At 71.7% G+C, this 25,150-nt stretch carries 16 protein-coding genes and 1 pseudogene; 11 read left to right on the top strand and 6 right to left on the bottom strand.

Translation table 11 applies throughout. The annotated features are described in order from the left end of the window. Nucleotides 1–11 precede the first annotated feature (11 nt). On the top strand, nucleotides 12–2,054 hold the full coding sequence (locus OG867_RS07975) for a M4 family metallopeptidase (protein ID WP_406283887.1): 2,043 nt from the start codon (nucleotides 12–14) through the stop codon (nucleotides 2,052–2,054). A gap of 116 nt (nucleotides 2,055–2,170) precedes the next feature. On the opposite strand, the gene glgP is transcribed toward OG867_RS07975, so the two are convergent. Continuing rightward, nucleotides 2,171–4,774: an alpha-glucan family phosphorylase gene (glgP, locus tag OG867_RS07980; RefSeq protein WP_406283889.1), complete on the bottom strand. Its 2,604-nt coding sequence runs from the start codon at nucleotides 4,772–4,774 to the stop codon at nucleotides 2,171–2,173. A gap of 554 nt (nucleotides 4,775–5,328) precedes the next feature. On the opposite strand from glgP, the gene OG867_RS07985 reads away from it, so the two are divergent. The 4 genes from OG867_RS07985 to glgB all read left to right on the top strand — a co-directional run bounded on the left by OG867_RS07985 (nucleotide 5,329) and on the right by glgB (nucleotide 13,194). Further along, the gene (locus tag OG867_RS07985) at nucleotides 5,329–7,362 is read left to right on the top strand and encodes an alpha-1,4-glucan--maltose-1-phosphate maltosyltransferase (protein ID WP_406283891.1); all 2,034 of its coding nucleotides are present in this window, start codon (nucleotides 5,329–5,331) and stop codon (nucleotides 7,360–7,362) included. After that, complete coding sequence (gene treS / locus OG867_RS07990; RefSeq protein ID WP_328902482.1) at nucleotides 7,359–9,065, top strand: maltose alpha-D-glucosyltransferase; 1,707 nt, start codon at nucleotides 7,359–7,361, stop codon at nucleotides 9,063–9,065. The genes OG867_RS07985 and treS overlap by 4 nt, the downstream gene beginning before the upstream one ends. Before the next feature lie 227 nt (nucleotides 9,066–9,292). Continuing rightward, nucleotides 9,293–10,687: a maltokinase N-terminal cap-like domain-containing protein gene (locus OG867_RS07995; RefSeq protein WP_406283894.1), complete on the top strand. Its 1,395-nt coding sequence runs from the start codon at nucleotides 9,293–9,295 to the stop codon at nucleotides 10,685–10,687. 68 nt (nucleotides 10,688–10,755) lie between these two features. Then, entirely contained in the window at nucleotides 10,756–13,194 is a 2,439-nt protein-coding gene (gene glgB, locus OG867_RS08000; RefSeq protein ID WP_406283896.1) for a 1,4-alpha-glucan branching enzyme, read from the top strand. A gap of 53 nt (nucleotides 13,195–13,247) precedes the next feature. Here glgB and trxA read toward each other — a convergent pair whose 3' ends face one another. From trxA to OG867_RS08015, 3 genes are read right to left on the bottom strand one after another with little or no spacing between them, the layout of a single operon-like run. After that, nucleotides 13,248–13,580: a thioredoxin gene (gene trxA / locus OG867_RS08005; protein WP_161212871.1), complete on the bottom strand. Its 333-nt coding sequence runs from the start codon at nucleotides 13,578–13,580 to the stop codon at nucleotides 13,248–13,250. A 3-nt stretch (nucleotides 13,581–13,583) separates the two neighbouring features. After that, nucleotides 13,584–13,988, bottom strand: coding sequence for a MerR family transcriptional regulator (locus tag OG867_RS08010; protein WP_406283898.1), 405 nt, complete (start codon nucleotides 13,986–13,988; stop codon nucleotides 13,584–13,586). 42 nt (nucleotides 13,989–14,030) lie between these two features. Then, nucleotides 14,031–15,404 carry a cation:dicarboxylate symporter family transporter gene (locus OG867_RS08015; protein WP_328904468.1) on the bottom strand — a complete coding sequence of 458 codons (1,374 nt, stop codon included), beginning with the start codon at nucleotides 15,402–15,404 and terminating at the stop codon, nucleotides 14,031–14,033. A 136-nt stretch (nucleotides 15,405–15,540) separates the two neighbouring features. On the opposite strand from OG867_RS08015, the gene OG867_RS08020 reads away from it, so the two are divergent. The 3 genes from OG867_RS08020 to OG867_RS08030 all read left to right on the top strand — a co-directional run bounded on the left by OG867_RS08020 (nucleotide 15,541) and on the right by OG867_RS08030 (nucleotide 18,647). Next, entirely contained in the window at nucleotides 15,541–17,172 is a 1,632-nt protein-coding gene (locus OG867_RS08020; RefSeq protein WP_406283900.1) for an ATP-binding protein, read from the top strand. Then, nucleotides 17,169–17,843 (top strand): response regulator, encoded by a 675-nt coding sequence (locus OG867_RS08025; RefSeq protein ID WP_406283902.1) that lies wholly within the window; start codon nucleotides 17,169–17,171, stop codon nucleotides 17,841–17,843. The genes OG867_RS08020 and OG867_RS08025 overlap by 4 nt, the downstream gene beginning before the upstream one ends. A 174-nt stretch (nucleotides 17,844–18,017) precedes the next feature. Further along, nucleotides 18,018–18,647, top strand: coding sequence for a helix-turn-helix domain-containing protein (locus tag OG867_RS08030; RefSeq protein WP_406290828.1), 630 nt, complete (start codon nucleotides 18,018–18,020; stop codon nucleotides 18,645–18,647). Between the two features lie 25 nt (nucleotides 18,648–18,672). Here the strand turns inward: OG867_RS08030 and OG867_RS08035 are convergent, their stop codons facing one another. Then, nucleotides 18,673–19,698, bottom strand: coding sequence for an ATP-dependent 6-phosphofructokinase (locus OG867_RS08035; protein WP_018102575.1), 1,026 nt, complete (start codon nucleotides 19,696–19,698; stop codon nucleotides 18,673–18,675). Nucleotides 19,699–19,961: 263 nt separating this feature from the next. Between OG867_RS08035 and pta the strand changes: the two genes are divergently transcribed. The 3 genes from pta (at nucleotide 19,962) to pyk (ending at nucleotide 24,786) form a co-directional block, all read left to right on the top strand. Then, nucleotides 19,962–22,034: a phosphate acetyltransferase gene (gene pta / locus OG867_RS08040; RefSeq protein WP_406283905.1), complete on the top strand. Its 2,073-nt coding sequence runs from the start codon at nucleotides 19,962–19,964 to the stop codon at nucleotides 22,032–22,034. A 5-nt stretch (nucleotides 22,035–22,039) separates the two neighbouring features. Further along, a complete protein-coding gene (locus OG867_RS08045; protein WP_328902474.1) occupies nucleotides 22,040–23,281 on the top strand; it encodes an acetate kinase in 1,242 nt (413 codons plus the stop codon). 74 nt (nucleotides 23,282–23,355) lie between these two features. Then, the gene (pyk, locus tag OG867_RS08050; RefSeq protein WP_406283907.1) at nucleotides 23,356–24,786 is read left to right on the top strand and encodes a pyruvate kinase; all 1,431 of its coding nucleotides are present in this window, start codon (nucleotides 23,356–23,358) and stop codon (nucleotides 24,784–24,786) included. A gap of 55 nt (nucleotides 24,787–24,841) precedes the next feature. Here the strand turns inward: pyk and OG867_RS08055 are convergent. Beyond that, nucleotides 24,842–25,118: pseudogene (locus tag OG867_RS08055) on the bottom strand (hypothetical protein); the annotation flags it as partial. Nucleotides 25,119–25,150: the final 32 nt, after the last annotated feature.

Genomic DNA, 25,150 nt, shown 5'->3' on the forward strand with positions numbered 1-25,150 from the left:
AAGGAGTCCGCGTGAGATCCACGCACAGCCGTCGTGCCACCGCGACCGGCGCTCTCATAGCCGCAGCAGCCCTTCTCGCCATAGGCGTCCAGACCGGATCGGCCTCCGCCGCCCCGGACAACGGAACCACCAGGACCGCCTCCGCCTCCCAGGCGAACCCCGGCGCCCTGCCCAAGCAGCTCTCGCCCTCGCAGCGCGCCGAGCTGATCCGCGAGGCCAACGCGAGCCGGGCGGCCACGGCGAAGGAGCTCGGCCTCGGGTCCCAGGAGAAGCTCGTCGTCCGCGACGTCATCCAGGACAACGACGGCACCACGCACACCCGTTACGAGCGCACCTTCGACGGCCTCCCGGTCCTCGGCGGCGACCTGGTCGTCCAGGAGACCAAGGCCGGCGCGGCCCAGGGCGTCGTCAAGGCGTCCCGCGCCACCACCGCCCAGCTGAAGGCCGTCGACACGGTCGCGGACATCGCCCCGGCGGCGGCCGCCAAGCAGGCGCTCGGCGCGGCCAAGGCGGCCGGTTCGGACCGGGCCGAGGCCGACAAGGCGCCCCGCAAGGTCGTCTGGATGGCCTCCGGGACGCCGCAGCTGGCGTACGAGACCGTGGTCGGCGGCCTCCAGGAGGACGGCACCCCGAACGCGCTGCACGTCATCACCGACGCCTCGACCGGAGCCAAGCTCTACGAGTGGCAGGCCATCGAGAACGGCGTCGGCAACACCGAGTACAGCGGCCAGGTCACCCTGGGGACCTCCGGTTCCTCCGGCTCGTACAACCTGACCGACACCGCGCGCGGCAGCCACAAGACGTACAACCTGAACCACGGCACCTCCGGCAAGGGCACCCTCTTCTCCGGCGCCGACGACGTCTGGGGAGACGGCGTCGGCACCAGCCCGGAGACCGCGGCGGCGGACGCCCACTACGGCGCGGCCGAGACCTGGGACTACTACAAGAACGTCCACGGCCGCACCGGCATCAAGGGCGACGGCGTCGGCGCGTACTCCCGCGTCCACTACGGCAACAACTACGTGAACGCGTTCTGGGACGACAGCTGCTTCTGCATGACGTACGGCGACGGCAGCGGCAACGCCAACCCGCTGACCGCGCTGGACGTGGCGGCCCACGAGATGAGCCACGGCGTCACCTCGAACACGGCCGGCCTCAACTACAGCGGGGAGTCCGGTGGCCTCAACGAGGCGACCAGTGACATCTTCGGCACCGCCGTCGAGTTCTACGCCAACAACGCCACCGACAAGGGTGACTACCTGATCGGTGAGAAGATCGACATCAACGGCGACGGCACGCCGCTGCGCTACCAGGACAAGCCGAGCAAGGACGGGGCGTCCAAGGACGCCTGGTACTCGGGCCTCGGCAACCTCGACGTGCACTACTCGTCGGGCCCGGCCAACCACTTCTTCTACCTGCTGTCCGAGGGCAGCGGCGCGAAGACCATCAACGGCGTCAACTACAACTCCCCGACCTCGGACGGCCTGCCGGTGACCGGCATCGGCCGCGCGAAGGCGGAGCAGATCTGGTTCAAGGCGCTCACCACCAAGTTCACCTCCACCACCAACTACGCGGGGGCCCGCACCGGCACACTCGCGGTGGCCGGTGAGCTGTACGGCACGACCAGCGCCGAGTACAAGGCCGTCCAGGACGCCTGGGCCGGGATCAACGTCGGTGCGCGCTCCGGCGGCACCGACCCCGGCACCGGCACCGTCTTCGAGAACTCCACCGCGGTCTCCATCCCGGACGCCGGTTCCGCCGTCACCAGCTCGGTCACCGTGACCGGCCGCACCGGCAAGGCCCCGAGCGCCCTCAAGGTCGGCGTGGACATCACCCACACCTACCGCGGCGACCTGGTCATCGACCTCGTCGCGCCGGACGGCAGCACGTACCGCCTGAAGAACTCGTCCTCCAGCGACTCGGCGGACAACGTCAAGACCACCTACACGGTCAACGCCTCGTCCGAGACGGCCAACGGCACCTGGAAGCTCAAGGTCCAGGACGTCTACAGCGGGGACACCGGGAAGATCAACAGCTTCAAGCTGACCTTCTGAACCACCACAGCGCCACCCCCCACCGCACGGGTCACCGCATGACCCGTCGCTGAGAACGGAACCGCCCGGGAGGAGCGACCCTCCTCCCGGGCGGTTCGGCCGTGCCGGGCCACGCCTCAGCGCAGCAGCACCCCGCCGCCGTCACCCAGGGCCCCGGCCGGCTGTGCGACCAGGCCGAGTTCGGCTCCGCCGGCCAGCAGCCGGTGGGCGGGGAGCACGCGCACGGTGTAGCCGTACGGTCCCGTGCGGTCCAGGGCGAGCGGGCCCTCGTACAGCCAGTGGCCCTCCAGGTCCTGGCCGCCCGCCGGCTTCAGCGGGAAGACCTGGGCGTCGGAGATCGCGTCGGCCGAGTCGACCCGCCCGGCCACCGCCTGCACCTCCACGTCGTCCGGCGCCAGCGCGCCCAGCGAGACCCGGACCCGCAGCGCCAGCGTGGACCCCAGCTCCGCCGTCGTACCGGCGGCGGTCGGCGTCACCGCCTCCACATGGTCGACGGCCACGCTCGGCCAGGCGGCCCGGACCTTCGCCTTCCAGCCCGCCAGCTCCCGCGCCCGGGGCACGTCCAGCGAGCGCTGGGCGAGCGCGGCGGGGGCGTACAGCCGCTCCACGTACTCCGCGACCATGCGGTCGGCGAGCACCTTGGGCCCCAGGGTGCCCATCGTGCGGCGGACCATCTCGATCCAGCGGCCGGGCAGCCCCTCGTCCCCGCGCTCGTAGAAGTGCGGGGCGACCCGGTCCTCGATCAGCTCGTACAGGGCGTTCGCCTCCAGGTCGTCACGCCGGTCCTCGTCCAGCGCGCCGCCCTCGGCCGTCGGGATCGCCCAGCCGAAGTCAGGCTCGAACCACTCGTCCCACCAGCCGTCCAGCACGGACAGGTTGAGGCAGCCGTTGAGCGCGGCCTTCATCCCGCTCGTACCGCACGCCTCCAGCGGGCGCAGCGGGTTGTTCAGCCAGACGTCGCAGCCCGGGTAGAGCTTCTGGGCCATCGCCATCCCGTAGTCGGGCAGGAAGACGATCCGGTGCCGGACCCGGGCGTCGTCGGCGAACCTGACCAGCTCCTGGACCAGCCGCTTCCCGCCGTCGTCGGCCGGATGCGCCTTGCCCGCGACGACGATCTGGACCGGCCGCTCCGGATGCAGCAGCAGCGCCCGCAGCCGGTCCCGGTCGCGCAGCATCAGCGTCAGCCGCTTGTACGAGGGGACGCGGCGGGCGAAGCCGATGGTGAGGACGTCCGGGTCGAGCACGCCGTCGATCCAGCCGAGCTCGGCGGGCTGGGCGCCCCGGTGGCGCCAGGAGGCGTGCAGCCGCTGCCGGACCTCGGCCACCAGCTGCTCGCGCAGGGTGCGGCGCAGGTCCCAGAGCCGGCGGGCCGGGATGTCCGCGACGGAGTCCCAGCGGCCCGGGGTGCCACCCGATTCGGCGCGCAGCCGGTAGACCTCGGGGGCGACCCAGGTCGGCGCGTGGACGCCGTTGGTGACGGAGGTGATCGGGACCTCCGGCGCGTCGAAGCCCGGCCAGAGTCCGGCGAACATCTCCCGGCTGACCGCGCCGTGCAGCGTGGAGACCCCGTTGGCGCGCTGGGCGAGCCGCAGCCCCATGACCGCCATGTTGAAGACGCCCGGGTCGCCGCCGGGGTACGTCTCGGTGCCGAGTTCCAGGACGCGTTCGGCGGGGACGCCGGGCAGTTCGCCGTCCTCGCCGAAGTGGCGGGCGACGAGTTCGCGGTCGAACCGGTCGATTCCGGCCGGGACCGGGGTGTGGGTGGTGAAGACGGTGCCGGACCGGACCCACTCCACCGAGGCGTCGAAGTCCAGCCCCTTCGTGGCGAGTTCGCGGATGCGTTCCAGGCCGAGGAAACCGGCGTGGCCCTCGTTGGTGTGGAAGACCTCGGGGGCGGCGTGGCCGGTGAGCCGGCAGTACGCGCGCACGGCGCGGACGCCGCCGATCCCGAGCAGCATCTCCTGGAGCAGCCGGTGCTCGCTGCCGCCGCCGTACAGCCGGTCGGTGACCTCGCGCTCGCCGGGGGCGTTCTCCTCGACGTCGGAGTCGAGCATGAGCAGGGGGACCCGGCCGACGTGGGCCTGCCAGATCTGGGCGTGCAGGGACCGGCCGCCGGGCAGGTCCAGGACGACCTGGCTCGGGGTCCCGTCGGCCTCGCGGATCAGGGTGAGCGGCAGCTCGTTCGGGTCGAGGACGGGGTAGTGCTCCTGCTGCCAGCCGTCCCGGGACAGGCTCTGCCGGAAGTAGCCGTGGCGGTAGAGCAGCCCGACGCCGATGAGGGGCACGCCCAGGTCGCTGGCGGCCTTGAGGTGGTCCCCGGCGAGGATGCCGAGCCCGCCGGAGTACTGGGGCAGGGCGGCGGTCACCCCGAATTCGGGTGAGAAGTAGGCGATGGCGGCGGGGAGCGCGTCGTCCTGCTCGCGCTGCTCCTGGTACCAGCGGGGATCCCGGAGGTACGCGCGGAGGTCGGCGGACGCCTCGGCGAGCCGGCGCAGGAACGCTTCGTCCCGGGCCAGCTCGGCGAGCCGCCCCGCGGACACGGAGCCGAGCAGGCGTACGGGGTCGCACTCCGCGTCGGAGCCGGCCGCCGGGTCGACGGCCCGGAAGAGCTCGCGGGTCTCGGTGTGCCAGGACCAGCGCAGGTTCCGCGCCAGGTCGCTGAGGGGTTGGAGGGAGTCCGGAAGGACGGGACGCACGGTGAATCGACGAATGGCCTTCACGTATTCCACCTTTACAGGGGACGTACGAATCCGAGCGGGACGCACCTCCATGTGCGCCGCTCCGTCACCCTCGACGGTAGCCGGGTCCCCGGCGCGCCGGACACGGTGCGTGGTTTCCCGTACGCCTCTCCCGCCCCGGAAGGCTTCTCAGGGCCCGTATGTCACAGGCGTTATGGCCGATTCCTTCTCCTCATTCGGTCTTGTGGGCCTTCCCGGCACAGGGAAGGCTGCCGGGTGGCGCCCATTCCCACGTCCCCCGTACGCCCGAGCAGATGACATATCACCGGATTGGCCCACCACGTTGCGGGGAAAGGCTTCTCCGGCACGCGTGTCTTTCATTCCCCGGCCAACGGCGATCGGTCCCCCGGTTCGTATACGACCTGTTTGGACTGCCATTCGAGTGAACGCGCACAGGAGCGGCCATGCCCACACCCCACCAGTCATCCACGGAGCGGCTAGAAAGGACGCATCCCCACCTTCGCGGCGCGCGTGTTCAGCCTTCGGCGCACGCTGCCCACTTTGCCGAGTCCCAGCTCCAGCCCCCAGGTGATTCCATGATCGGTCGCATTCCCGTTCTCGACGTCCATCCGCTCGTCGACTGCGGCAGAAGGCCCGCCAAGGCCGTCGCCGGCGAGACCTTCCAGGTCACCGCGACCGTCTTCCGCGAGGGCCATGACGCGGTGGCCGCCAATGTGCTGCTGCACAGCCCGAGCGGGCGCCCGGGCCCCTGGACGCCGATGCGCGAGCTGGCGCCGGGCACCGACCGCTGGGGCGCCGAGGTCACCCCGGACTCCGAGGGCCGCTGGACGTACACGGTCGAGGCGTGGAGCGATCCGGTCGCCACCTGGCGCCACGCGGCGGGGATCAAGATCCCGGCGGGCATCGACACCGCGCTGGTCCTCGCCGAGGGCGCCGAGCTGTACGAGCGCGCCGCCGAGGGCGTCCCGAAGCGCGACGGCCGGGAGGCGGTCCTGGCGGCGGTGGACGCGCTGCGCGACGCGTCCCGGCCGGCCGAGGCACGCCTCGCGGCGGCCCTGGCGCCCGAGGCCCGGGAGGCGCTGGACCGCCACCCGCTGCGCGAACTGGTCACCGCGTCCCGCCCGCACCCGCTGGTGGTCGAGCGCCGGCGCGCGCTGTACGGCTCCTGGTACGAGATGTTCCCGCGCTCCGAGGGCGCCAGGTACGAGACGCCGAAGCCGCGCAAGGGCCGGGGGGCCAAGGCTGCCGAGCCGCAGCGGCCCCGCCTCGTCAGCGGCACCTTCCGGACGGCGGCCGAGCGGCTTCCGGCGGTCGCCGCGATGGGCTTCGACGTGGTCTACCTGCCGCCCGTCCACCCCATCGGCACGACCCACCGCAAGGGCGCGAACAACTCGCTGGCCCCCTCCGCGCACGATGTGGGCGTGCCCTGGGCGATCGGTTCGGCGGAGGGCGGGCACGACGCGGTCCACCCGGATCTGGGCACGCTGGACGACTTCGTCCATTTCGTGGAGACGGCCCGCACCCTGCGCCTCGAAGTGGCCCTGGATTTCGCCCTCCAGTGCTCGCCGGACCATCCGTGGGTGGAGAAGCACCCCGAGTGGTTCCAGCACCGGGCCGACGGCTCGATCGCGTACGCGGAGAATCCGCCGAAGAAATACCAGGACATCTATCCGATCGCCTTCGACAAGGATCTTCCGGGCATCGTCGCGGAGAGCGTCCGCATCCTGCGGTTCTGGATGGACCGGGGGGTACGGATCTTCCGCGTCGACAATCCGCACACCAAACCGGTGATCTTCTGGGAGAAGGTCATCGCGGAGATCAACGGCACCGATCCCGATGTGATCTTCCTGGCCGAGGCATTCACCCGGCCGGCGATGATGCGTACCCTCGGCGCCATCGGGTTCCAGCAGTCGTACACGTATTTCACCTGGCGGAACACCCGTCAGGAACTCACGGACTACGTGACCGAACTGGCCGGTGACACCGCCGCGTTCATGCGGCCGAATTTCTTCGTGAACACGCCCGACATCCTTCCGGGATATCTTCAGGAAGGCGGCAGGCCCGCGTTCGAGGCCAGGGCGGTGCTCGCGGCGACCCTTTCCCCCTCCTGGGGGGTGTACGCGGGGTACGAGCTGTGCGAGAACGCCCCGATCCACCACGGCAGTGAGGAGTACCTCGACTCGGAGAAGTACGAGATCCGGCCCAGGGACTGGGAAGCCGCCGAGCGCGAGGGCCGTTCGCTCGCCCCGCTCATCACCTCGCTCAACCGGATCAGACGCCGCAACCCGGCCCTGCAGCAGCTGCGTGACGTGCACTTCCACGCGTCGGACAACGACGCGGTGATCGCGTACAGCAAGCGTTCCGGTTCGAACATCCTTCTGGTGGTCGTCAACCTCGACCCGCACCACACCCAGGAGGCGACCGTCTCGTTGGACATGCCGCAACTCGGCCTCGACCGGCACGAGAGCGTGCCGGTGCGCGACGAGCTCACCGGCACTTCCTATCACTGGGGCAGGACGTTCTACGTGCGTCTGGAGCCGGGCGTCACGCCCGCGCACATCGCCGTCCTGCGACCGTCCCCGCCGACCGGAGGGTCACCCACACCATGATCGTCAATGAGCCCGTCCACGACACGTTCGAGGACACCCCGGCCAAGGACCGCGATCCCGACTGGTTCAAGCGTGCCGTCTTCTACGAGGTGCTCGTCCGGTCCTTCCAGGACTCCAACGGCGACGGCATCGGAGACCTGAAGGGGCTCACCGCCAAGCTCGACTACCTCCAGTGGCTGGGGGTCGACTGCCTCTGGCTGCCGCCCTTCTTCAAGTCACCGCTGCGCGACGGCGGTTACGACGTCTCCGACTACACCGCCGTGCTGCCGGAGTTCGGCGACCTCGCCGACTTCGTGGAGTTCGTGGACGCCGCGCACCAGCGCGGCATGCGCGTGATCATCGACTTCGTCATGAACCACACGAGCGACCAGCACGAGTGGTTCCAGCAGTCCCGGACCGACCCCGACGGGCCGTACGGCGACTACTACGTCTGGGCCGACGACGACAAGCAGTTCCCGGACGCCCGGATCATCTTCGTGGACACCGAGTCGTCCAACTGGACCTTCGACCCGGTGCGCAAGCAGTACTACTGGCACCGGTTCTTCTCGCACCAGCCCGACCTCAACTACGAGAACCCGGCGGTGCAGGAGGAGATCATCTCCGCCCTCCGCTTCTGGCTGGACCTGGGCATCGACGGCTTCCGGGTCGACGCGGTGCCGTACCTCTACCAGCGCGAGGGCACCAACTGCGAGAACCTGCCGGAGACCCACAACTTCCTCAAGCGGGTCCGCAAGGAGATCGACGCCAACTACCCGGACACCGTCCTGCTCGCCGAGGCCAACCAGTGGCCCGAGGACGTCGTGGACTACTTCGGGGACTACGGCTCCGGCGGGGACGAGTGCCACATGGCGTTCCACTTCCCCGTGATGCCGCGCATCTTCATGGCCGTACGGCGCGAGAGCCGCTACCCGGTCTCCGAAATCCTGGCGAAGACCCCGGCGATCCCGGACAACTGCCAGTGGGGCATCTTCCTGCGCAACCACGACGAGCTGACGCTCGAAATGGTGACGGACGAAGAGCGCGACTACATGTACGCGGAGTACGCCAAGGACCCGCGGATGCGGGCCAACATCGGCATCCGCCGCCGGCTGGCGCCGCTGCTGGACAACGACCGCAACCAGATCGAGCTGTTCACCGCCCTGCTGCTCTCCCTGCCGGGCTCCCCGATCCTCTACTACGGGGACGAGATCGGGATGGGCGACAACATCTGGCTGGGCGACCGGGACGCCGTACGCACCCCGATGCAGTGGACACCCGACCGCAACGCCGGGTTCTCCTCCAGCGATCCGGGGCGGCTCTACCTCCCCACGATCATGGACCCGGTCTACGGCTACCAGGTCACCAACGTCGAGGCGGCCATGGCCTCCCCGTCCTCGCTGCTGCACTGGACGCGGCGGATGATCGAGATCCGCAAGCAGAACCCCGCGTTCGGCCTCGGCACCTACAACGAACTGCCCTCCTCGAACCCGGCCGTGCTCGCCTTCACCCGTGAGCACGGGGACGACCTCGTGCTGTGCGTCCACAACTTCTCCCGGTTCGCACAGCCGACGGAGCTCGACCTCAGGTCCTTCAACGGGCGTCATCCGGTGGAGCTGATCGGCGGGGTGCGCTTCCCCGCCATCGGTCAGTGGCCCTACCTGCTGACTCTCGCGGGACACGGCTTCTACTGGTTCCGGCTGCGCAAGGACGCGCCGCCGAGCTGACGCGTACGGCACTGTGCGGGGCGGTTTCCGCCGCCTCGCACGGGGCACTCGCACCCATACCGGGTGGTTCAGGAAGCTTCCTGGATCCTCCTGGCGTTTCTATCCCCTCATGTCGAGTCCGTACGGATCATCCTGACCCGACACGTCCCGCACAGCCGGACAGCCAATGCCGCAATCCGGGACACTCTTCGCATCCTGTGGTGTGCCCGGGGAAAGGACGCGATGCCATGTCGGAGGCTGCATCCGCTCAGGTCACCCTGGCGAACAGCACAGCCCTGATCCCGTCTCTCGGACCGCTGCTCCACGAATGGCTGCCCCGGCAGCGGTGGTTCGCGGGCAAGGGACGGCCCATCACCGCCTTCTCGCTCGTCTCGGCCACCGAGATACTGCCGGTGGACGGCGGCGACGGCACCACCCCCGGGCTGCTGCACCTGCTGGTGCGGGTCCACCAGCCCACCATGCCCGCCCAGCCCCCCGTGGACTGCTACCAGTTGCTCCTGGGCGTCCGCTCCGCGCTGCCCCAGCACCTCGCGCCCGCCGCCATCGGCCGGGTGCCCGACGGTCCGCTGGCGGGGCTCGCGGTCTACGACGGGCTGCACGACGCGCGCCTCGCCGCACTGCTGCTGGAACGATTGCGCACCCCCGGCCGGCTCGGCGCGGTCCGCTTCGACCGGGGCGCGGAGCCCATCCCGGAGGACCTGCCGCCCCGGGTGCTGGACACCGAGCAGTCCAACTCCTCACTGGTGTACGGCAACGCGTACATCCTGAAGATCTTCCGCCGGGTCTTCCCGGGCACCAACCCCGACCTGGAACTGCCGCTCGCGCTCTCCCGCGAGGGGTGCGGGCGGGTCCCGGAACCGGTCGCCTGGTTCGAGGCGGCGACGCCGGAGCGGCTGACGCTCGGGGTGCTCCAGCCCTTCCTGCGCGGCGCCCAGGACGGCTGGCAGCTCGCCCTGCGCGCTCTCGCCACCGGGCACGACTTCCTGGCCGAGGCGAAGGCGCTGGGCCGGGCCACCGCCGAGGTGCACACCGCCCTCGCCGCCGCCCTGCCCACCCCGGTGCTCCGCCGCTCCCAGACCGACGAGCTCGCCGCCGCCATGGTGGAGCGCCTGGAGGCCGCCGCCCACGCGGTCCCGGAGCTGGTCCCGTACGTCCCCGGGCTGCGCACCGCGTTCGACGCGGTCGCCGCGCTCGGGCACCGGGGGCGCAGCTGGGCCGCGCAACGGGTGCACGGCGACCTCCACCTGGGCCAGACCCTGCGGGGCGCCGACGGCTTCTGGTCGCTGATCGACTTCGAGGGCGAGCCGGCCCGGCCGCTCCCGGAGCGCCGCAGCCCGCAGCCCCCGGTGCGCGATGTGGCCGGGATGCTGCGCTCCTTCGACTACGCGGCCCGCTCGCACAAGCCCTGGAAGCCCGAGTGGGCCGCCCGCTGCAGGGACGCCTACTGCGACGGCTACGCCGAGGCGGCGGGCACCGACCCGCGCGCCGAGCCCGAGCTGCTGCGCGCCCACGAGACCGACAAGGCGGTGTACGAGGTGCTGTACGAGGCCCGGCACCGGCCCGACTGGCTGCCGGTCCCGATGGCCGCGATCCACCGCCTGGCCGCGGACTCCGCCGGCTGAGGATGCCCCCGTCCCCCGTACCGCCCCGTCCGTTCCACCCCGTCGACCCCTCCGAGGAGGCTGTCCCTGTGACCGCCCGCAAGCCGTCCCGCACGTCCGAGCCCGCCGTGTCCGCCACCGTTGCCGCATCCGCCACGCCCACCGCGCCCGCCGCCGAGCTCCCGCTCGCCGAGGAACCGATCGCCGCTGCCCTCTCCTCCCCGCCGGCCGGGCCGCCCGCGAAGAAGCGGGCCCCGAGGAAGACCCCCGCGACGGGGTCCGCCGCCGCCCCGGCGAAGCGCCCGAAGAAGGCCGCCGCGCCGCCCAGGCCCCGCAGCGCCGGCAGCCAGGAGCTGCGCCCGGCCACCCCGCCGCACGACGCCGACCGGGGCCGGCTGCTGGCCGGTGAGCACCACGCCCCGCACGATCTGCTGGGCGCGCACCAGGTGGGCGACGGGGTGGAGATCCGGGTGCTGCGCCCGTTCGCCCGGGCCGTCACGGTGCTCGCGAAGGGGCTGCGGGCGCCGCTGCACAGCGACGGGGACGGGCTGTTCTCCGGGGTGCTTCCGCTGCCGGAGGTCCCGGATTACCGGCTGCTGGTCACGTACGACGACAACGAGATCGAGGTCCACGACCCGTACCGCTTCCTGCCCGCGCTCGGGGAGCTGGATCTGCACCTGATCCGGGAGGGCCGGCACGAGGAGCTGTGGACCGCGCTCGGGGCGCGGCCGATGGAGCACCAGGGGGTCGCCGGGACGCGGTTCACGGTGTGGGCGCCGAACGCCCGGGGTGTGCGGGTGTGCGGTGACTTCAACTACTGGGACGGCACGGGCCTCCCGATGCGGTCGCTGGGCTCGTCCGGGGTGTGGGAGCTGTTCCTGCCGGGGACCGGGGAGGGCGCGCTGTACAAGTTCGACATCTGCCGCCCCGACGGTTCGCACACGACGCGCTCGGACCCGATGGCCCGGCACACCGAGGTGCCGCCCGCCACCGCCTCGGTGGTGACGGCCGCGCACCACGTGTGGCAGGACGAGGAGTGGATGGCGAACCGCGGGAACGTGCCGGTGCACGAGGCGCCGTTCTCGGTGTACGAGGTGCACCTGCCGTCCTGGCGACCGGGTCTGACGTATCGTCAACTGGCCGTACAACTGCCCGCGTACGTCAGGGAGCTGGGCTTCACGCACGTCGAGCTGATGCCGGTGTCGGAGCACCCCTTCGGCGGCTCCTGGGGCTACCAGGTCACCGGGTTCTACGCCCCGACCTCCCGGATGGGCTCGCCGGACGACTTCCGCTTCCTGGTGGACGCGCTGCACCGGGCCGGGATCGGCGTGATCATGGACTGGGTGCCGGCGCACTTCCCGCGCGACGACTGGGCGCTCGCGGAGTTCGACGGCCGGCCGCTGTACGAGCACGAGGACCCGAGGCGGGCCGCGCACCCGGACTGGGGGACGCTGGAGTTCGACTACGGGCGGACCGAGGTCCGTAACTTCCTGGTCGCCAACGCCACGTACTGGTGCGAGCAGTTCCACATCGACGGGCTCCGGGTCGACGCGGTCGCCTCGATGCTCTACCTGGACTACTCGCGCGAGGACGGCCAGTGGTCGCCCAACGAGTTCGGCGGGCGGGAGAACCTGGACGCGGTCGCCTTCCTCCAGGAGATGAACGCCACGGTCTACCGGCGCAATCCGGGCGTGGTCACCATCGCCGAGGAGTCGACCGCCTGGGAGGGCGTGACCCGGGCGACCGACCACGGCGGGCTCGGCTTCGGGCTGAAGTGGAACATGGGCTGGATGCACGACTCGCTGGTGTACGTCTCCAAGGAGCCGGTGCACCGCAAGTACCACCACAACGAGATGACGTTCTCGATGGTGTACGCGTACAGCGAGAACTACGTGCTGCCGATCTCGCACGACGAGGTGGTGCACGGCAAGCAGGCGCTGGTCTCCAAGATGCCCGGTGACTGGTGGCAGCAGCGCGCCAACCACCGTGCGTACCTGGGCTTCATGTGGGCCCACCCGGGCAAGCAACTGCTGTTCATGGGGCAGGAGTTCGCGCAGGGCGCGGAGTGGTCGGAGGGCCACGGCCCGGACTGGTGGCTGCTGGACCCGGCGTACGAGGCGTCCGGCGACCACCGCGGGGTGCGGGAGCTGGTCGGCGACCTCAACAAGGTGTACGGGGCGACGCCCGCGCTCTGGCAGCGCGACACCCGTCCGGAGGGCTTCGCCTGGGTGGACGGGGGCGCGGCGGAGGACAACGTGTTCGCGTTCCTGCGCCACGACGCGAAGGGCGCGCCGCTGCTGGCGGTCTCCAACTTCTCGCCGGTGGTGCGGCACGACTACCGGCTCGGGGTGCCGGAGGGCCCCCGGCTGTGGGCGGAGGTCCTGAACACGGACGCCGCCCGGTACGGGGGCGGCGGGGTGGTCAACGAGGAGCCGCTGAAGCCGGAGAACGTGCCGTCCCACGGCAGGCCGTCGAGCGTGTCGCTGACGCTGCCGCCGCTGGCGACGGTGTGGTTCAAGCCGGCGTGACGCGGTGACGCGACGAGGGGGCGGGGCCACGGCGGCCCCGCCCCCTCGGGCGGTCAGAGCACGTCCTCCAGCTCCTGGAGGAGCCGCCGCTTCGGGCGGGCGCCGACCATGGACTTCACCGGTTCGCCGTCCCGGAACACCATCAGGGTCGGCATCGACAGGACGCCGTACCGGGTGCTGGTCCCCGGGTTGCGGTCGACGTCGATCTGCACGACGCGGAGCCGTTCGCGCTCCTCCTCGGCGATGGCACCCAGGACCGGGGCGAGCTGGCGGCAGGGGCCGCACCAGTCGGCGGTGAACTCGACCAGGACGGGCCGGGTCTCCCCCAGCACCTCGGCGTCGAAGGTCTCGTCGGTGAGCTCGTCGACGCCCGTTACGTGGATCATCTGTCATCCTCCCAGTTCGCAGCGTGGTTCGGGGCCGCCGGGCAGTTCGGCGGACGCCTCCAGCTCGGCGCGGGCCAGCTGGGTACCCACCTCCGTGCGGACGGCCCGCAGCTGCTCGATGAGCCGGTCGAGCTCGCCGAGCTTGCGCCGGTAGACGGCCAGCGAGGCGGGGCAGGCGTCCCCGGCGGGGTACCCGGCCCGCAGGCACTCCACGAAGGGCCGGGTCTCCTCCAGGTCGAACCCGAAGTCCTGGAGGGTCCGGATCTGCTGGATCAGCCCGAGGTCGCTCTCGTCGTACGTGCGGTAGCCGTTCACCGCGCGCCGCGCGGGCAGCAGCCCGCGCGACTCGTAGTAGCGCAGCGTCCGCGTCGTCGTCCCGGCCCGTTCGGCCAGCTCCCCGATTCGCATACCGCGACCGTAATCCTTGACGCCGACGTCAAGGCAAGGGCGTCAGACCTTGGTGAGCGAGGGCCGGTCCTCACCGCCCTCGCGGGCCTCGGGGACGTACGGCTCCGCCGGTCCCTCGTCGCTGAGCATCTTCTCGTCGAAGGGGATCGCGCCGGAGAGCACCTGGTCGACCCGTTCGCGGTCGATCTCCTTGGTCCAGGTGCCGACGAGGACCGTGGCGACCGCGTTGCCCGCGAAGTTGGTCAGGGCGCGGGCCTCGCTCATGAAGCGGTCGATGCCGACGATCAGGCCGACGCCGTCCACCAGCTCGGGGCGGTGCGACTGGAGGCCGCCGGCGAGGGTCGCGAGACCGGCGCCGGTGACGCCCGCGGCTCCCTTGGACGCGATGACCATGAAGACCAGCAGGGAGATCTGCTCGCCGATGCTCAGCGGGTCGCCCGTCGCGTTGGCGATGAACAGCGAGGCCATCGTGAGGTAGATCGCGGTGCCGTCCAGGTTGAAGGAGTAGCCGGTCGGCACGGTGATGCCGACGACGGGCTTGCTGACGCCCATGTGCTCCATCTTCGCGATCAGCCGGGGCAGCGCCGACTCCGAGGAGGAGGTGGACAGGATCAGCAGGAACTCGCGGCCGAGGTACTTCAGCAGCGCGAAGATGTTGACCCCCGCGACCAGGCGCAGGATCGCGCCGAGCACCACGAAGACGAAGAGCGCGCAGGTGATGTAGAAGCCGATCATGATGACCGCGAGTGCCTTCAGCGCGTCCACGCCGGTCTCGCCGACCACCGCGGCCATCGCGCCGAACGCGCCGATGGGCGCCGCCCACATGATCATGGCGAGGATGCGGAAGACGAGGCGCTGGATGTGCGCGATGCCGCGCAGCACCGGCTCGCCGGTCCGGCCCAGGGCCTGGAGGGCGAAGCCCGCGAGCAGGGCGATCAGCAGGGTCTGGAGGACCTCGCCCTCGGTGAAGGCGGAGACCAGGGTGGTCGGGATGATGCCGAGCAGGAAGTCCGTGGTGGACTCGCCGGCCCCCTCCGCCTGCTTCTCACCGGCGGCGCGGACCGCCTCGGTGAGGTGGAGGCCGGAGCCGGGCTCCAGGATGTTGCCGACGATCAGGCCGATGGCCAGGGCCACCGTCGACATGACCAGGAAGTAGCCGAGGGCGAGCCCGCCGACGGCCCCGACCTTGGCGGCCTTGCGGACCGAGCCGACGCCCAGGACGATCGTGCAGAAGATGATCGGCGAGATCATCATCTTGATCAGGTTCACGAACCCGGTGCCGATGGGCTTGAGCTCGACGGCGGCGTCGGGGGCGACGAAGCCCACGAGGATGCCGAGGCCCACGGCCACGATCACGGCGAGATACAGGTACTTCGTACGGTCCGGCTTGGTGCGTTCCGTTTCGGCGGCGCTCACTGCCACGGGGGTCTCCTCGGGTCGTCGTCGTCCCACCCCCGTGCCGGGGGTCCCGGCGACTATCCCGCCCGCTGTGACCCCGGTCACCCTTACGGTCATTTCGTTCATACGTTTTCGGCCAGGCACACTTATCCGCATGCGTTTCCCCCGTACCCGACCGCGCAGCCTGGCCGGCCAGCTGTTCGCGTGGCAGGTGGTGCTGGTGGCGGCCGTCGTGGCGGGGTGCGCGTGCTTCGCGTACGTCTCCGGGCGCGGCCAGGCCGAGGAGACGGCGGCGCGGCAGGCGCGGGCGGTGGCCCTCTCGGTGGCCGGATCGCCGTCCGTCCGGGAGGCGATCCGCACCGACGACCCGTCCGCCACGCTCCAGCCGTACGCGGAGCGGGTGCGCAAGGACACCGGGATCGCCTTCATCACGATCATGAGCCCGGACCGGGTCCGCTGGACGCACCCGGACGCCGACCGCATCGGTGAGACCTTCCTCGGGCACACCGCCCGGGCGCTGCGCGGGGAGACCTTCTCGGAGACGTACACCGGCACGCTCGGGCCCTCGATCCGGGTCGTCACCCCGGTCCGCGACGGCGGCCGGATCACCGGGCTGGTCAGCGCGGGCATCACCGTGGACCGGGTCTCCTCGCAGGTGCGGGCGCAGCTGGGCGCCCTGGCGCTGGCGGCGGGCGCGGCCCTGGTGCTCGGCGGGCTCGGCACGTACGTGATCAACGCGAGGCTGCGGCGGCACACGCACGGGATGAACGCGGCGGAGCTGAGCCGGCTGCACGACTACCACGAGGCGACCCTGCACGCGGTGCGCGAGGGGCTGCTGATGCTGGACGGGCAGCGCCGGATCGCCCTGCTCAACGACGCGGGCCGGGACCTGCTCGGCCTGGCCCCGGGCGCCGTCGGCCGCCGGGTCGCCGACCTCGATCTGCCGGCCCCGCTGACCGGGGCTCTGCTCGCCTCCGAGGAGCGGGTGGACGAGGTGCACCTGACGGCGGACCGGGTCATCGTCGTCAACACCCGTCCGGTGGTCGGCGGCGAGCGGCGCGGCACCGTGGTGACCCTGCGCGACCACACCGAGCTCCAGGCGCTGTCCGGGGAACTGGACTCGGAGCGCGGCTTCACCCGGGCGCTGCGCTCCCAGGCGCACGAGGCGGCGAACCGGCTGCACACCGTGGTCTCGCTGATCGAGCTGGGCCGGGCGGACGAGGCGGTGGGCTTCGCCACGGCCGAACTGGAGCTGGCCCAGGCGCTCACCGACCGGGTGGTGGGCGCGGTCGGTGAACCGGTGCTCGCCGCCCTGCTCCTGGGCAAGGCGGCGCAGGCGAACGAACGGGGCGTGGAGCTGGTGCTCGCGGAGGACAGCCTGATAGACGACGGCGCGCTGCCCGCGTCGCTGCCCGCCCGCGATCTGGTGACCATCCTCGGCAATCTGATCGACAACGCGGTGGACGCGGTGACCCAGGAGGCGCCCGTGCGCGGCCGGGTCACGGTCACCGCGCTCGCCGACGGGGGCGAACTGCTGCTGCGGGTCGCGGACAACGGGGCCGGGGTCGCCCCGGGGGACGCGGCCGAGGTGTTCCGGTCCGGCTGGTCGACGCACGGCGCGGGGCGCGGCCTCGGCCTTGCCCTGGTCCGGCAGGCGGCGCACCGGGGCGGCGGGACGGTGGCGCTGGAGCGGGGTCCGGACGGGGGCGCGGAGTTCACCGTACGGCTGCCGCTGGCGCGGGAGGGCGGCGCGCTCGTGACGGCGGCGGAGGGGGGCGTCTCGTGATCCGGGTCCTGGTCGTGGAGGACGACCCCGTGGCGGCCGACGCGCATCAGCTGTACGTGGGCCGGGTGCCGGGCTTCGCGGTGTCCGCCGTGGCGCACTCGCGGGCCGAGGCGGTCCGGGCGCTGGAGCGCACCCCGGTCGACCTGCTGCTCCTGGACCTCTATCTGCCCGACGGGCACGGGCTCCAGCTGCTGCGCTCGCTGCGGGCGGCCGGGCACGCGGCGGACGTGATCGCGGTGACCTCGGCCCGCGACCTGGCCTTGGTCCGGGAGGGCGTCTCGCTGGGCGTCGTGCAGTACGTCCTGAAGCCGTTCACCTTCGCCACGCTGCGGGACCGGCTCGTGCGGTACGCGCAGTTCCGGGCGGCGGCCGGTGAGGCGAGCGGGCAGGAAGAGGTGGACCGGGCGCTCGCCGCGCTGCGGGCCCCGGAGCCGGCCCGGCTGCCCAAGGGGCTGAGCGGCCCGACCCTGGAGGCGGTGACCGGGGCGCTGCGGGCGGCCCCGGACGGTCTGACGGCCGCGGCGGCGGGCCTGGAGCTGGGGATCTCGCGCATCACCGCGCGCCGCTATCTGGAGCACCTGGTGACGGCCGGGCGGGCCGTGCGCAGTCCGCAGTACGGCCAGGTGGGACGGCCGGAGCTGCACTACCGGTGGCGGCCGGAAGGGCGCTGAGCGGGGGCGACAGGTCCCCTGACGCGGCTTTTGTGCCTAGGACCTTCCTATGAGCCGTGTTCTCGGGCGAACACACCGTAGTCAGCGGGGCCCCGACCTCCTTACGGTGTCCCCGTGCACCCCTCTCCGCCTTTCAACGCCCCCGCCGCCCGAAGACTCCGCGAGGCCCTGGGTATGGCTCCCGGCCATGTCGCCTATGGTCTCGGCGCTCAGTACGGACTACGGATCACCGCCGAGACGGTGGCCGCCTGGGAGCGCGGGCTCGCGCTCCCCTCGGAATACGAACTCACCGCACTGGCCGGGGTGCTGTGGTGCGCCCCGGGCGAGCTGCTGACGGCCGCGCGCAGCCTGCGCGAGCACCGGGTCTCCCGGGAGCTGTCGCCGGACGAGCTGGCCGCCCGGGTGGGGCTGGCCGCCTCCGCGTATCTGCGGATGGAGGAGTCGGGGCGGTGGCGGGGCAATGAAAGGCAGTCCGCCGCGCTGAGCGAGGCGCTGGGCCTGACGCCCGCGGACTTCGTGACGGCGACCGGGCGCGAGGAGGAGCTGGCGGACCTGCTGCGCAGCGCGGTGACGACGCGGTGGCAGGCGTACTCGCGGCCGGTGGCCAAGCTGGCACCGGTGGACCGGCGCCGCGTCCAGGAGGTCCTGGAGCGGCTGCACGGCGACTACCAGGCGCTGATGGTCTCCACGCTGAGCTGGAGCAGCGCGGGCACGGACCGGCCGGGCAACACCGGCGAGGAGGGCCGGGCCTTCCTCGCCGGGATCGTGCCCCGCTTCTGGGAGGCGGCCGGCCCTTCCGCGTAACGGCCGGCCCTTCCGCGCAACCCGCTCAGAAGACGGACTCGGCCTCGTGCATCCGGTCCAGCGGGACCGTCTTGAGCTGGGTGACCGCCTCGGCGAGCGGGACCATCTCGATGTCGTTGCCGCGCAGCGCGGTCATCCGGCCGAAGTCGCCCCGGTGCGCGGCCTCCACCGCGTGCCAGCCGAAGCGGGTGGCGAGGACGCGGTCGTACGCGGTCGGGGTGCCGCCGCGCTGGACGTGGCCGAGGATGACCGGGCGGGCCTCCTTGCCGAGCCGCTTCTCCAGCTCGACGGCCAGCCGGTTGCCGATGCCCTGGAACCGCTCGTGTCCGAACTGGTCGATCTCGCCCTTGGCGTACGGCATCGAGCCCTCGGCCGGGTGCGCGCCCTCGGCGACGCAGATGACGGCGAACTTCTTGCCGCGCGCGAAGCGCTCCTCGACCATCTTGACCAGGTCGTCCACCTCGAACTTGCGCTCGGGGAGGCAGATGCCGTGGGCGCCGCCGGCCATGCCGGACTCCAGCGCGATCCAGCCCGCGTGGCGGCCCATCACCTCTACCACCATCACGCGCTGGTGGGACTCGGCGGTGGTCTTCAGACGGTCTATGGCCTCCGTCGCGACGCCCACGGCGGTGTCGAAGCCGAACGTGCGGTCGGTGGAGGAGATGTCGTTGTCGATGGTCTTCGGGACGCCGACGACGGGCATTCCGGCGTCCGCGAGCATCCGGGCGGCGGTGAGGGTGCCCTCGCCGCCGATCGGGATCAGCGCGTCCATGCCGTAACGACGGCTCAGCTCGGCACAGTTCTCGGCGGCCTCGCGCAGCCGGGCGCGCTCCAGGCGGGCCGAGCCGAGGATGGTGCCGCCGCGGGCGAGGATGCCGCTGACCGCGTTCAGGTCGAGGGGCCTGAAGTGGCCGTCGAGGAGGCCCTTGAAGCCGTCCTCGAAACCGATGACCTCGTCGCCGTGGCCGACGACGGCCCGGTGGACGACCGAACGGATCACTGCGTTCAGGCCGGGGCAGTCGCCGCCTGCGGTGAGAACTCCGATGCGCATCCTGTTCCGTCTCCTGCTCGCTGGGCCCGTCCACTGGCATCCGGAACGGGGGCTTCTTCCCCCTCCCCCGTACCGTGAGTCACGACGAGTGTCCCACGCCGGGCGCGCGGCTCGCGCTCCCGGCTGCTCCGGGGCGGCCTGCGGGCGCCTTCGCGGGGCAGTCGTCCGGCGGGCGGCCCCTCCGCCCCCACGGGTATCGTCAAACGGGCGATTACCACTCGAACCGGGCACTATGCCGGACCAGAGACGACGGGAGAGCACGCGTGACGCGCAGCGTGTACGTGACCGGGATCGACCGGGGAGACGGCCGCCAGGTCGTGGACCTGGGCGTCATGGAGCTGCTGACCCGCCAGGTGGACCGGGTCGGGGTGTTCCGCCCCCTGGTGCACGACGACCCCGACCGGCTGTTCGAGCTGCTGCGGGCCCGCTACCGGCTCTCCCAGGACCCGGGCACGGTCTACGGGATGGACTACCACGAGGCGTCCGCGATCCAGGCCGAGCAGGGCACCGACGAACTCGTCTCCCGGCTGGTCGAGCGCTTCCACCGGGTGGCCGTCGACTACGAGGTGGTCCTCGTCCTCGGCACCGACTTCGCCGCCACCCAGCTCCCGGACGAGCTGGCGCTCAACGCCCGCCTGGCCAACGAGTTCGGCGCCTCGGTGATCGCGGTGGTCGGCGGCAAGGACCAGAACGCGGAGTCGGTGCGCGCCGAGACCCGCAACGCGTACCGGGCGTACTCGGGCCTGGGCTGCGACGTGCTCGCGATGATCGTGAACCGGGTGGCCCCCGCCGACCGGGACGTCGTCGCGGAACGCCTCGCCGCGACCCTGCCGGTCCCCTGCTCGGTGCTGCCGGACGAGCCGGCCCTCTCGGCGCCGACGGTCGCCCAGATCACGGCGGCCCTGGACGGCACGGTGCTCCTCGGCGACGACTCCGGGCTCGCCCGGGACGCGCTGGACTTCGTCTTCGGCGGGGCGATGCTGCCGAATCTGCTGAAGGCGCTGACCCCGGGGTGCATGGTGGTGACGCCCGGGGACCGCGCGGACCTGGTGGTCGGCTCGCTCGCCGCGCACAGCGCCGGGACGCCGCCGATCGCCGGGGTGCTGCTTACCCTGGACGAGCGGCCCGGCGAGGAGATACTCACGCTGGCCGCGCGGCTCGCACCGGGCACCCCGGTCGTCTCGGTGGCCGGCGGCTCCTTCCCCACCGCCGCGGAGCTCTTCGCCCTGGAGGGCAGGCTCAACGCGGCGACCCCGCGCAAGGCGGAGACCGCGCTCGGCCTCTTCGAGCGCCACGTCGACACCGCCGCCCTCCTCGACCGGGTCTCGGTCGCCCGCAGCGGCCGGGTCACGCCGATGATGTTCGAGCACGAGCTGCTGGAGCAGGCGCGCGCGGACCGGCGCCGGGTGGTGCTGCCGGAGGGCACCGAGGAACGCGTGCTGCGCGCGGCCGACGTGCTGATGCGCCGGGACGTCTGCGACCTCACGCTGCTCGGTGACCCGGACGTCATCCGCAAGAAGGCCGCCGACCTCGGCATCGACCTGGCCGAGACCCAGCTCATCGACCCGCAGACCTCGGAGCTGCGCCAGTCGTTCGCCGAGCGGTACGCACAGCTGCGGGCGCACCGCGGAGTGACGGTCGAGCTGGCGTACGACGTGGTCTCGGACGTCAACTACTTCGGCACCCTGATGGTCCAGGAGGGCCTGGCCGACGGGATGGTCTCCGGGGCTGTGCACTCCACGGCGGCGACGATCCGGCCGGCCTTCGAGATCATCAAGACCAAGCCCGATGCCTCGATCGTGTCGTCGGTCTTCTTCATGTGCCTCGCCGACAGGGTGCTGGTGTACGGCGACTGCGCGGTCAACCCGGACCCGGACGCCGAGCAGCTCGCGGACATCGCCGTGCAGTCCGCCGCCACCGCCGCCCGCTTCGGCGTCGAGCCCCGGATCGCGATGCTGTCGTACTCGACGGGGACCTCCGGCACCGGCGCCGACGTGGACAAGGTGCGCGAGGCGACGGACCGGGTGCGCGGGAGCCGCCCGGACCTGAGGATCGAGGGTCCCATCCAGTACGACGCGGCGGTCGAGCCGAGCGTGGCCGCGACCAAGCTGCCGGGCTCCGAGGTGGCCGGGCAGGCGACGGTCCTGATCTTCCCGGACCTCAACACCGGCAACAACACCTACAAAGCCGTGCAGCGCTCGGCGGGCGCGGTGGCGGTCGGCCCGGTCCTCCAGGGGCTGCGCAAGCCGGTCAACGACCTGTCCCGGGGCGCGCTCGTGCAGGACATCGTGAACACCGTGGCCATCACCGCGATCCAGGCCCAGGGCGAGGAGTGACCCGCATGACCACCCCGAACACCGAAGACGCGGCGGCGGCCGGGAAGCCGAGCCGGGTGCTCGTGCTCAACTCCGGCTCGTCCTCCGTGAAGTACCAGCTGCTCGACATGGACGACCGCTCCCGGCTGGCGTCCGGTCTGGTCGAGCGGATCGGCGAGGAGACCTCCCGGCTCGTCCACACCCCACTGGCCGCGGGCGGCGAGCCCCGGGAGCGCGAGGGCCGGATCGCCGACCACGACGAGGCGCTGAAGGCGGCGGCCGAGGAGCTGGCCGCCGACGGGCTCGGCCTGGACTCCCCGGAGCTGGCGGCGATCGGGCACCGGGTGGTGCACGGCGGGCTCCGGTTCACCGAGCCGACCGTGATCACCGACGAGGTCCTCAAGGAGATCGAGCGCCTGGTCCCCGTGGCGCCGCTGCACAACCCGGCCAACATCACGGGCATCCGCACCGCCCAGGCGCTGCGCCCGGACCTGCCGCAGGTGGCGGTGTTCGACACGGCGTTCCACACGACGATGCCGGAGCACGCGGCGCGGTACGCGATCGACGTGGAGACGGCCGACGCCCACCGCATCCGCCGCTACGGCTTCCACGGCACCTCGCACGCGTACGTCTCCCGCAAGGCGGCCGAGCTGCTGGGCAAGGAGCCGGCGGACGTCAACGTCATCGTGCTGCACCTGGGCAACGGGGCGTCCGCGTCGGCGGTCGCGGGCGGGCGGTGCGTGGAGACGTCGATGGGCCTGACCCCCTTGGAGGGGCTGGTGATGGGTACCCGGTCCGGGGACATCGATCCGGCCGTCACCTTCCATCTGAAGCGGGTGGCGGGGATGTCGGCGGACGAGATCGACGTCTTGCTCAACAAGAAGAGCGGCCTGGTGGGGCTGTGCGGTGACAACGACATGCGGGAGATCCGGCGCCGGGTGGACGAGGGCGACGAGCGTGCCGCGCTCGCCTTCGACATCTACGTCCACCGGCTGAAGAAGTACATCGGCGCCTATGCGGCGGTCCTCGGCCGGGTGGACGCCGTGGTCTTCACGGCGGGGGTGGGCGAGAACTCCGCCCCGGTACGGGAGGCTGCCATCGCCGGACTGGAGGAGCTGGGCCTCGCGGTGGACGCGGATCTCAACGCCGTACGGTCCGGCGTACCGCGGCTGATCTCGCCGGATTACGCGCGGGTCGCGGTCGCCGTGGTGCCGACGGACGAGGAGCTGGAAATCGCGAATCAGACCTTCGCACTGGTCGACAACTGAGCGGACCCGCGCCCTTTTGTATCTTCCACCAGCCGGAATATTCCGCAGCGAAACAAACCGATAGGATCCGCCTCATGCGCCGTTCCAAAATCGTCTGCACCCTCGGCCCCGCCGTCGACTCCCATGAGCAGCTCGTCGCTCTGATCGAGGCCGGCATGAGCGTGGCCCGTTTCAACTTCAGTCACGGCTCCCACGCGGAACACCAGGGTCGTTACGACCGGGTCCGCAAGGCTGCCGCCGAGACCGGGCGGGCGGTCGGCGTGCTCGCCGACCTCCAGGGCCCGAAGATCCGCCTGGCGAAGTTCGCCGAGGGTCCGGTCGAGCTGGTCCGCGGGGACGAGTTCGTCATCACCGCCGAGGACGTCCCCGGGGACAAGTCGATCTGCGGCACGACCTACAAGGGCCTGCCCGGTGACGTCAGCAAGGGCGACCCGATCCTGATCAACGACGGCAACGTCGAGCTCAAGGTCGTCTCCGTGGACGGCCCCCGGGTCCACACCATCGTCATCGAGGGCGGGGTGATCTCCGACCACAAGGGGATCAACCTGCCGGGTGCCGCGGTCAACGTGCCGGCCCTGTCCGAGAAGGACGTCGAGGACCTGCGGTTCGCCCTGCGGATGGGCTGTGACCTGGTCGCGCTCTCCTTCGTCCGGGACGCCGACGACATCAAGGACGTCCACAAGGTAATGGACGAGGAGGGCCGCCGGGTCCCCGTCATCGCCAAGGTGGAGAAGCCGCAGGCCGTCGAGCACATGGAGGGCATCGTCATGGCGTTCGACGGTGTGATGGTCGCCCGTGGCGACCTCGCCGTCGAATATCCGCTGGAGAAGGTCCCGATGGTGCAGAAGCGCCTGGTGGAGCTGTGCCGGCGCAACGCCAAGCCGGTGGTCGTGGCGACCCAGATGATGGAGTCGATGATCACCAACTCCCGTCCGACCCGCGCCGAGGCGTCCGACGTCGCCAACGCGATCCTGGACGGCGCGGACGCGGTCATGCTCTCCGCGGAGTCCTCGGTCGGCGCGTACCCGATCGAGACCGTCAAGACCATGTCGAAGATCGTGGTCGCCGCCGAGGAGGAGCTGCTCTCCAAGGGCCTCCAGCCGCTGGTGCCGGGCAAGAAGCCCCGTACCCAGGGCGGTTCGGTCGCCCGCGCGGCCTGCGAGATCGCGGACTTCCTGGGCGGCGAGGCCCTGGTCGCCTTCACCAAGTCCGGTGACACCGCCCGCCGCCTGTCCCGCTATCGCGCCGCGCAGCCGATCCTGGCCTTCACCACGGACGAGTCCACCCGCAGCCAGCTGGCCCTCAGCTGGGGCGTCGAGGCCCATGTCGTCCCGCACGTGGACACCACGGACGCGATGGTGGACCTGGTCGACTCGGAGCTGCTGAAGCTCGGCCGCTACAACGAGGGCGACACGATGGTCATCACGGCCGGCTCGCCCCCCGGTGTCCCCGGCACCACCAACATGGTCCGCGTCCACCACGTGGGCGGTCAGGACCAGGGCTGACACCCGGCATGACCACGGTGCCCCCGGTTCCTCCGAACCGGGGGCACCGCCCTTTTCAGACCGGCGGCAGCAGATCGCTCGCGCTGACGGTGCGGTCCAGCGCGGGGTACACGAAGTCCGTCTCCTCGTTCTCGCGGCGCCGCAGCCCGTAGAACTCACACGGTCTTCGAGGTCCGGAACGTGAGGCCCAGCCACTCGTTGTCCCCGGCCCCGCCCGCCGGGTCCGCGAGGATCCGGTGCCTCGGGCGGCGGTTCGCCGCCACGGAGAAGGCGACCACGCCGTTGTGGACGAGCGGGATCTCCAGCGTCCCGGCGTCCGGCCGCTCCTTCGTTGTACGCGCTCGTGCAGCGCTCGGCCGGCGCG

Origin of the sequence: Streptomyces sp. NBC_00209 (assembly GCF_045206345.1) — a bacterium.
Classification (GTDB): domain Bacteria; phylum Actinomycetota; class Actinomycetes; order Streptomycetales; family Streptomycetaceae; genus Streptomyces.

Excerpts from the sequence above, each read along its gene's own strand:
- OG867_RS07985 (WP_406283891.1), top strand. The coding sequence starts at position 5,329 with ATGATCGGTCGCATTCCCGTTCTCGACGTCCATCCGCTCGTCGACTGC.
- treS (WP_328902482.1), top strand. The coding sequence starts at position 7,359 with ATGATCGTCAATGAGCCCGTCCACGACACGTTCGAGGACACCCCGGCC.
- OG867_RS07995 (WP_406283894.1), top strand. The coding sequence starts at position 9,293 with ATGTCGGAGGCTGCATCCGCTCAGGTCACCCTGGCGAACAGCACAGCC.
- trxA (WP_161212871.1), bottom strand. The coding sequence starts at position 13,580 with ATGATCCACGTAACGGGCGTCGACGAGCTCACCGACGAGACCTTCGAC.
- OG867_RS08010 (WP_406283898.1), bottom strand. The coding sequence starts at position 13,988 with ATGCGAATCGGGGAGCTGGCCGAACGGGCCGGGACGACGACGCGGACG.
- OG867_RS08020 (WP_406283900.1), top strand. The coding sequence starts at position 15,541 with ATGCGTTTCCCCCGTACCCGACCGCGCAGCCTGGCCGGCCAGCTGTTC.
- OG867_RS08030 (WP_406290828.1), top strand. The coding sequence starts at position 18,018 with ATGGCTCCCGGCCATGTCGCCTATGGTCTCGGCGCTCAGTACGGACTA.
- OG867_RS08035 (WP_018102575.1), bottom strand. The coding sequence starts at position 19,698 with ATGCGCATCGGAGTTCTCACCGCAGGCGGCGACTGCCCCGGCCTGAAC.
- OG867_RS08045 (WP_328902474.1), top strand. The coding sequence starts at position 22,040 with ATGACCACCCCGAACACCGAAGACGCGGCGGCGGCCGGGAAGCCGAGC.
- pyk (WP_406283907.1), top strand. The coding sequence starts at position 23,356 with ATGCGCCGTTCCAAAATCGTCTGCACCCTCGGCCCCGCCGTCGACTCC.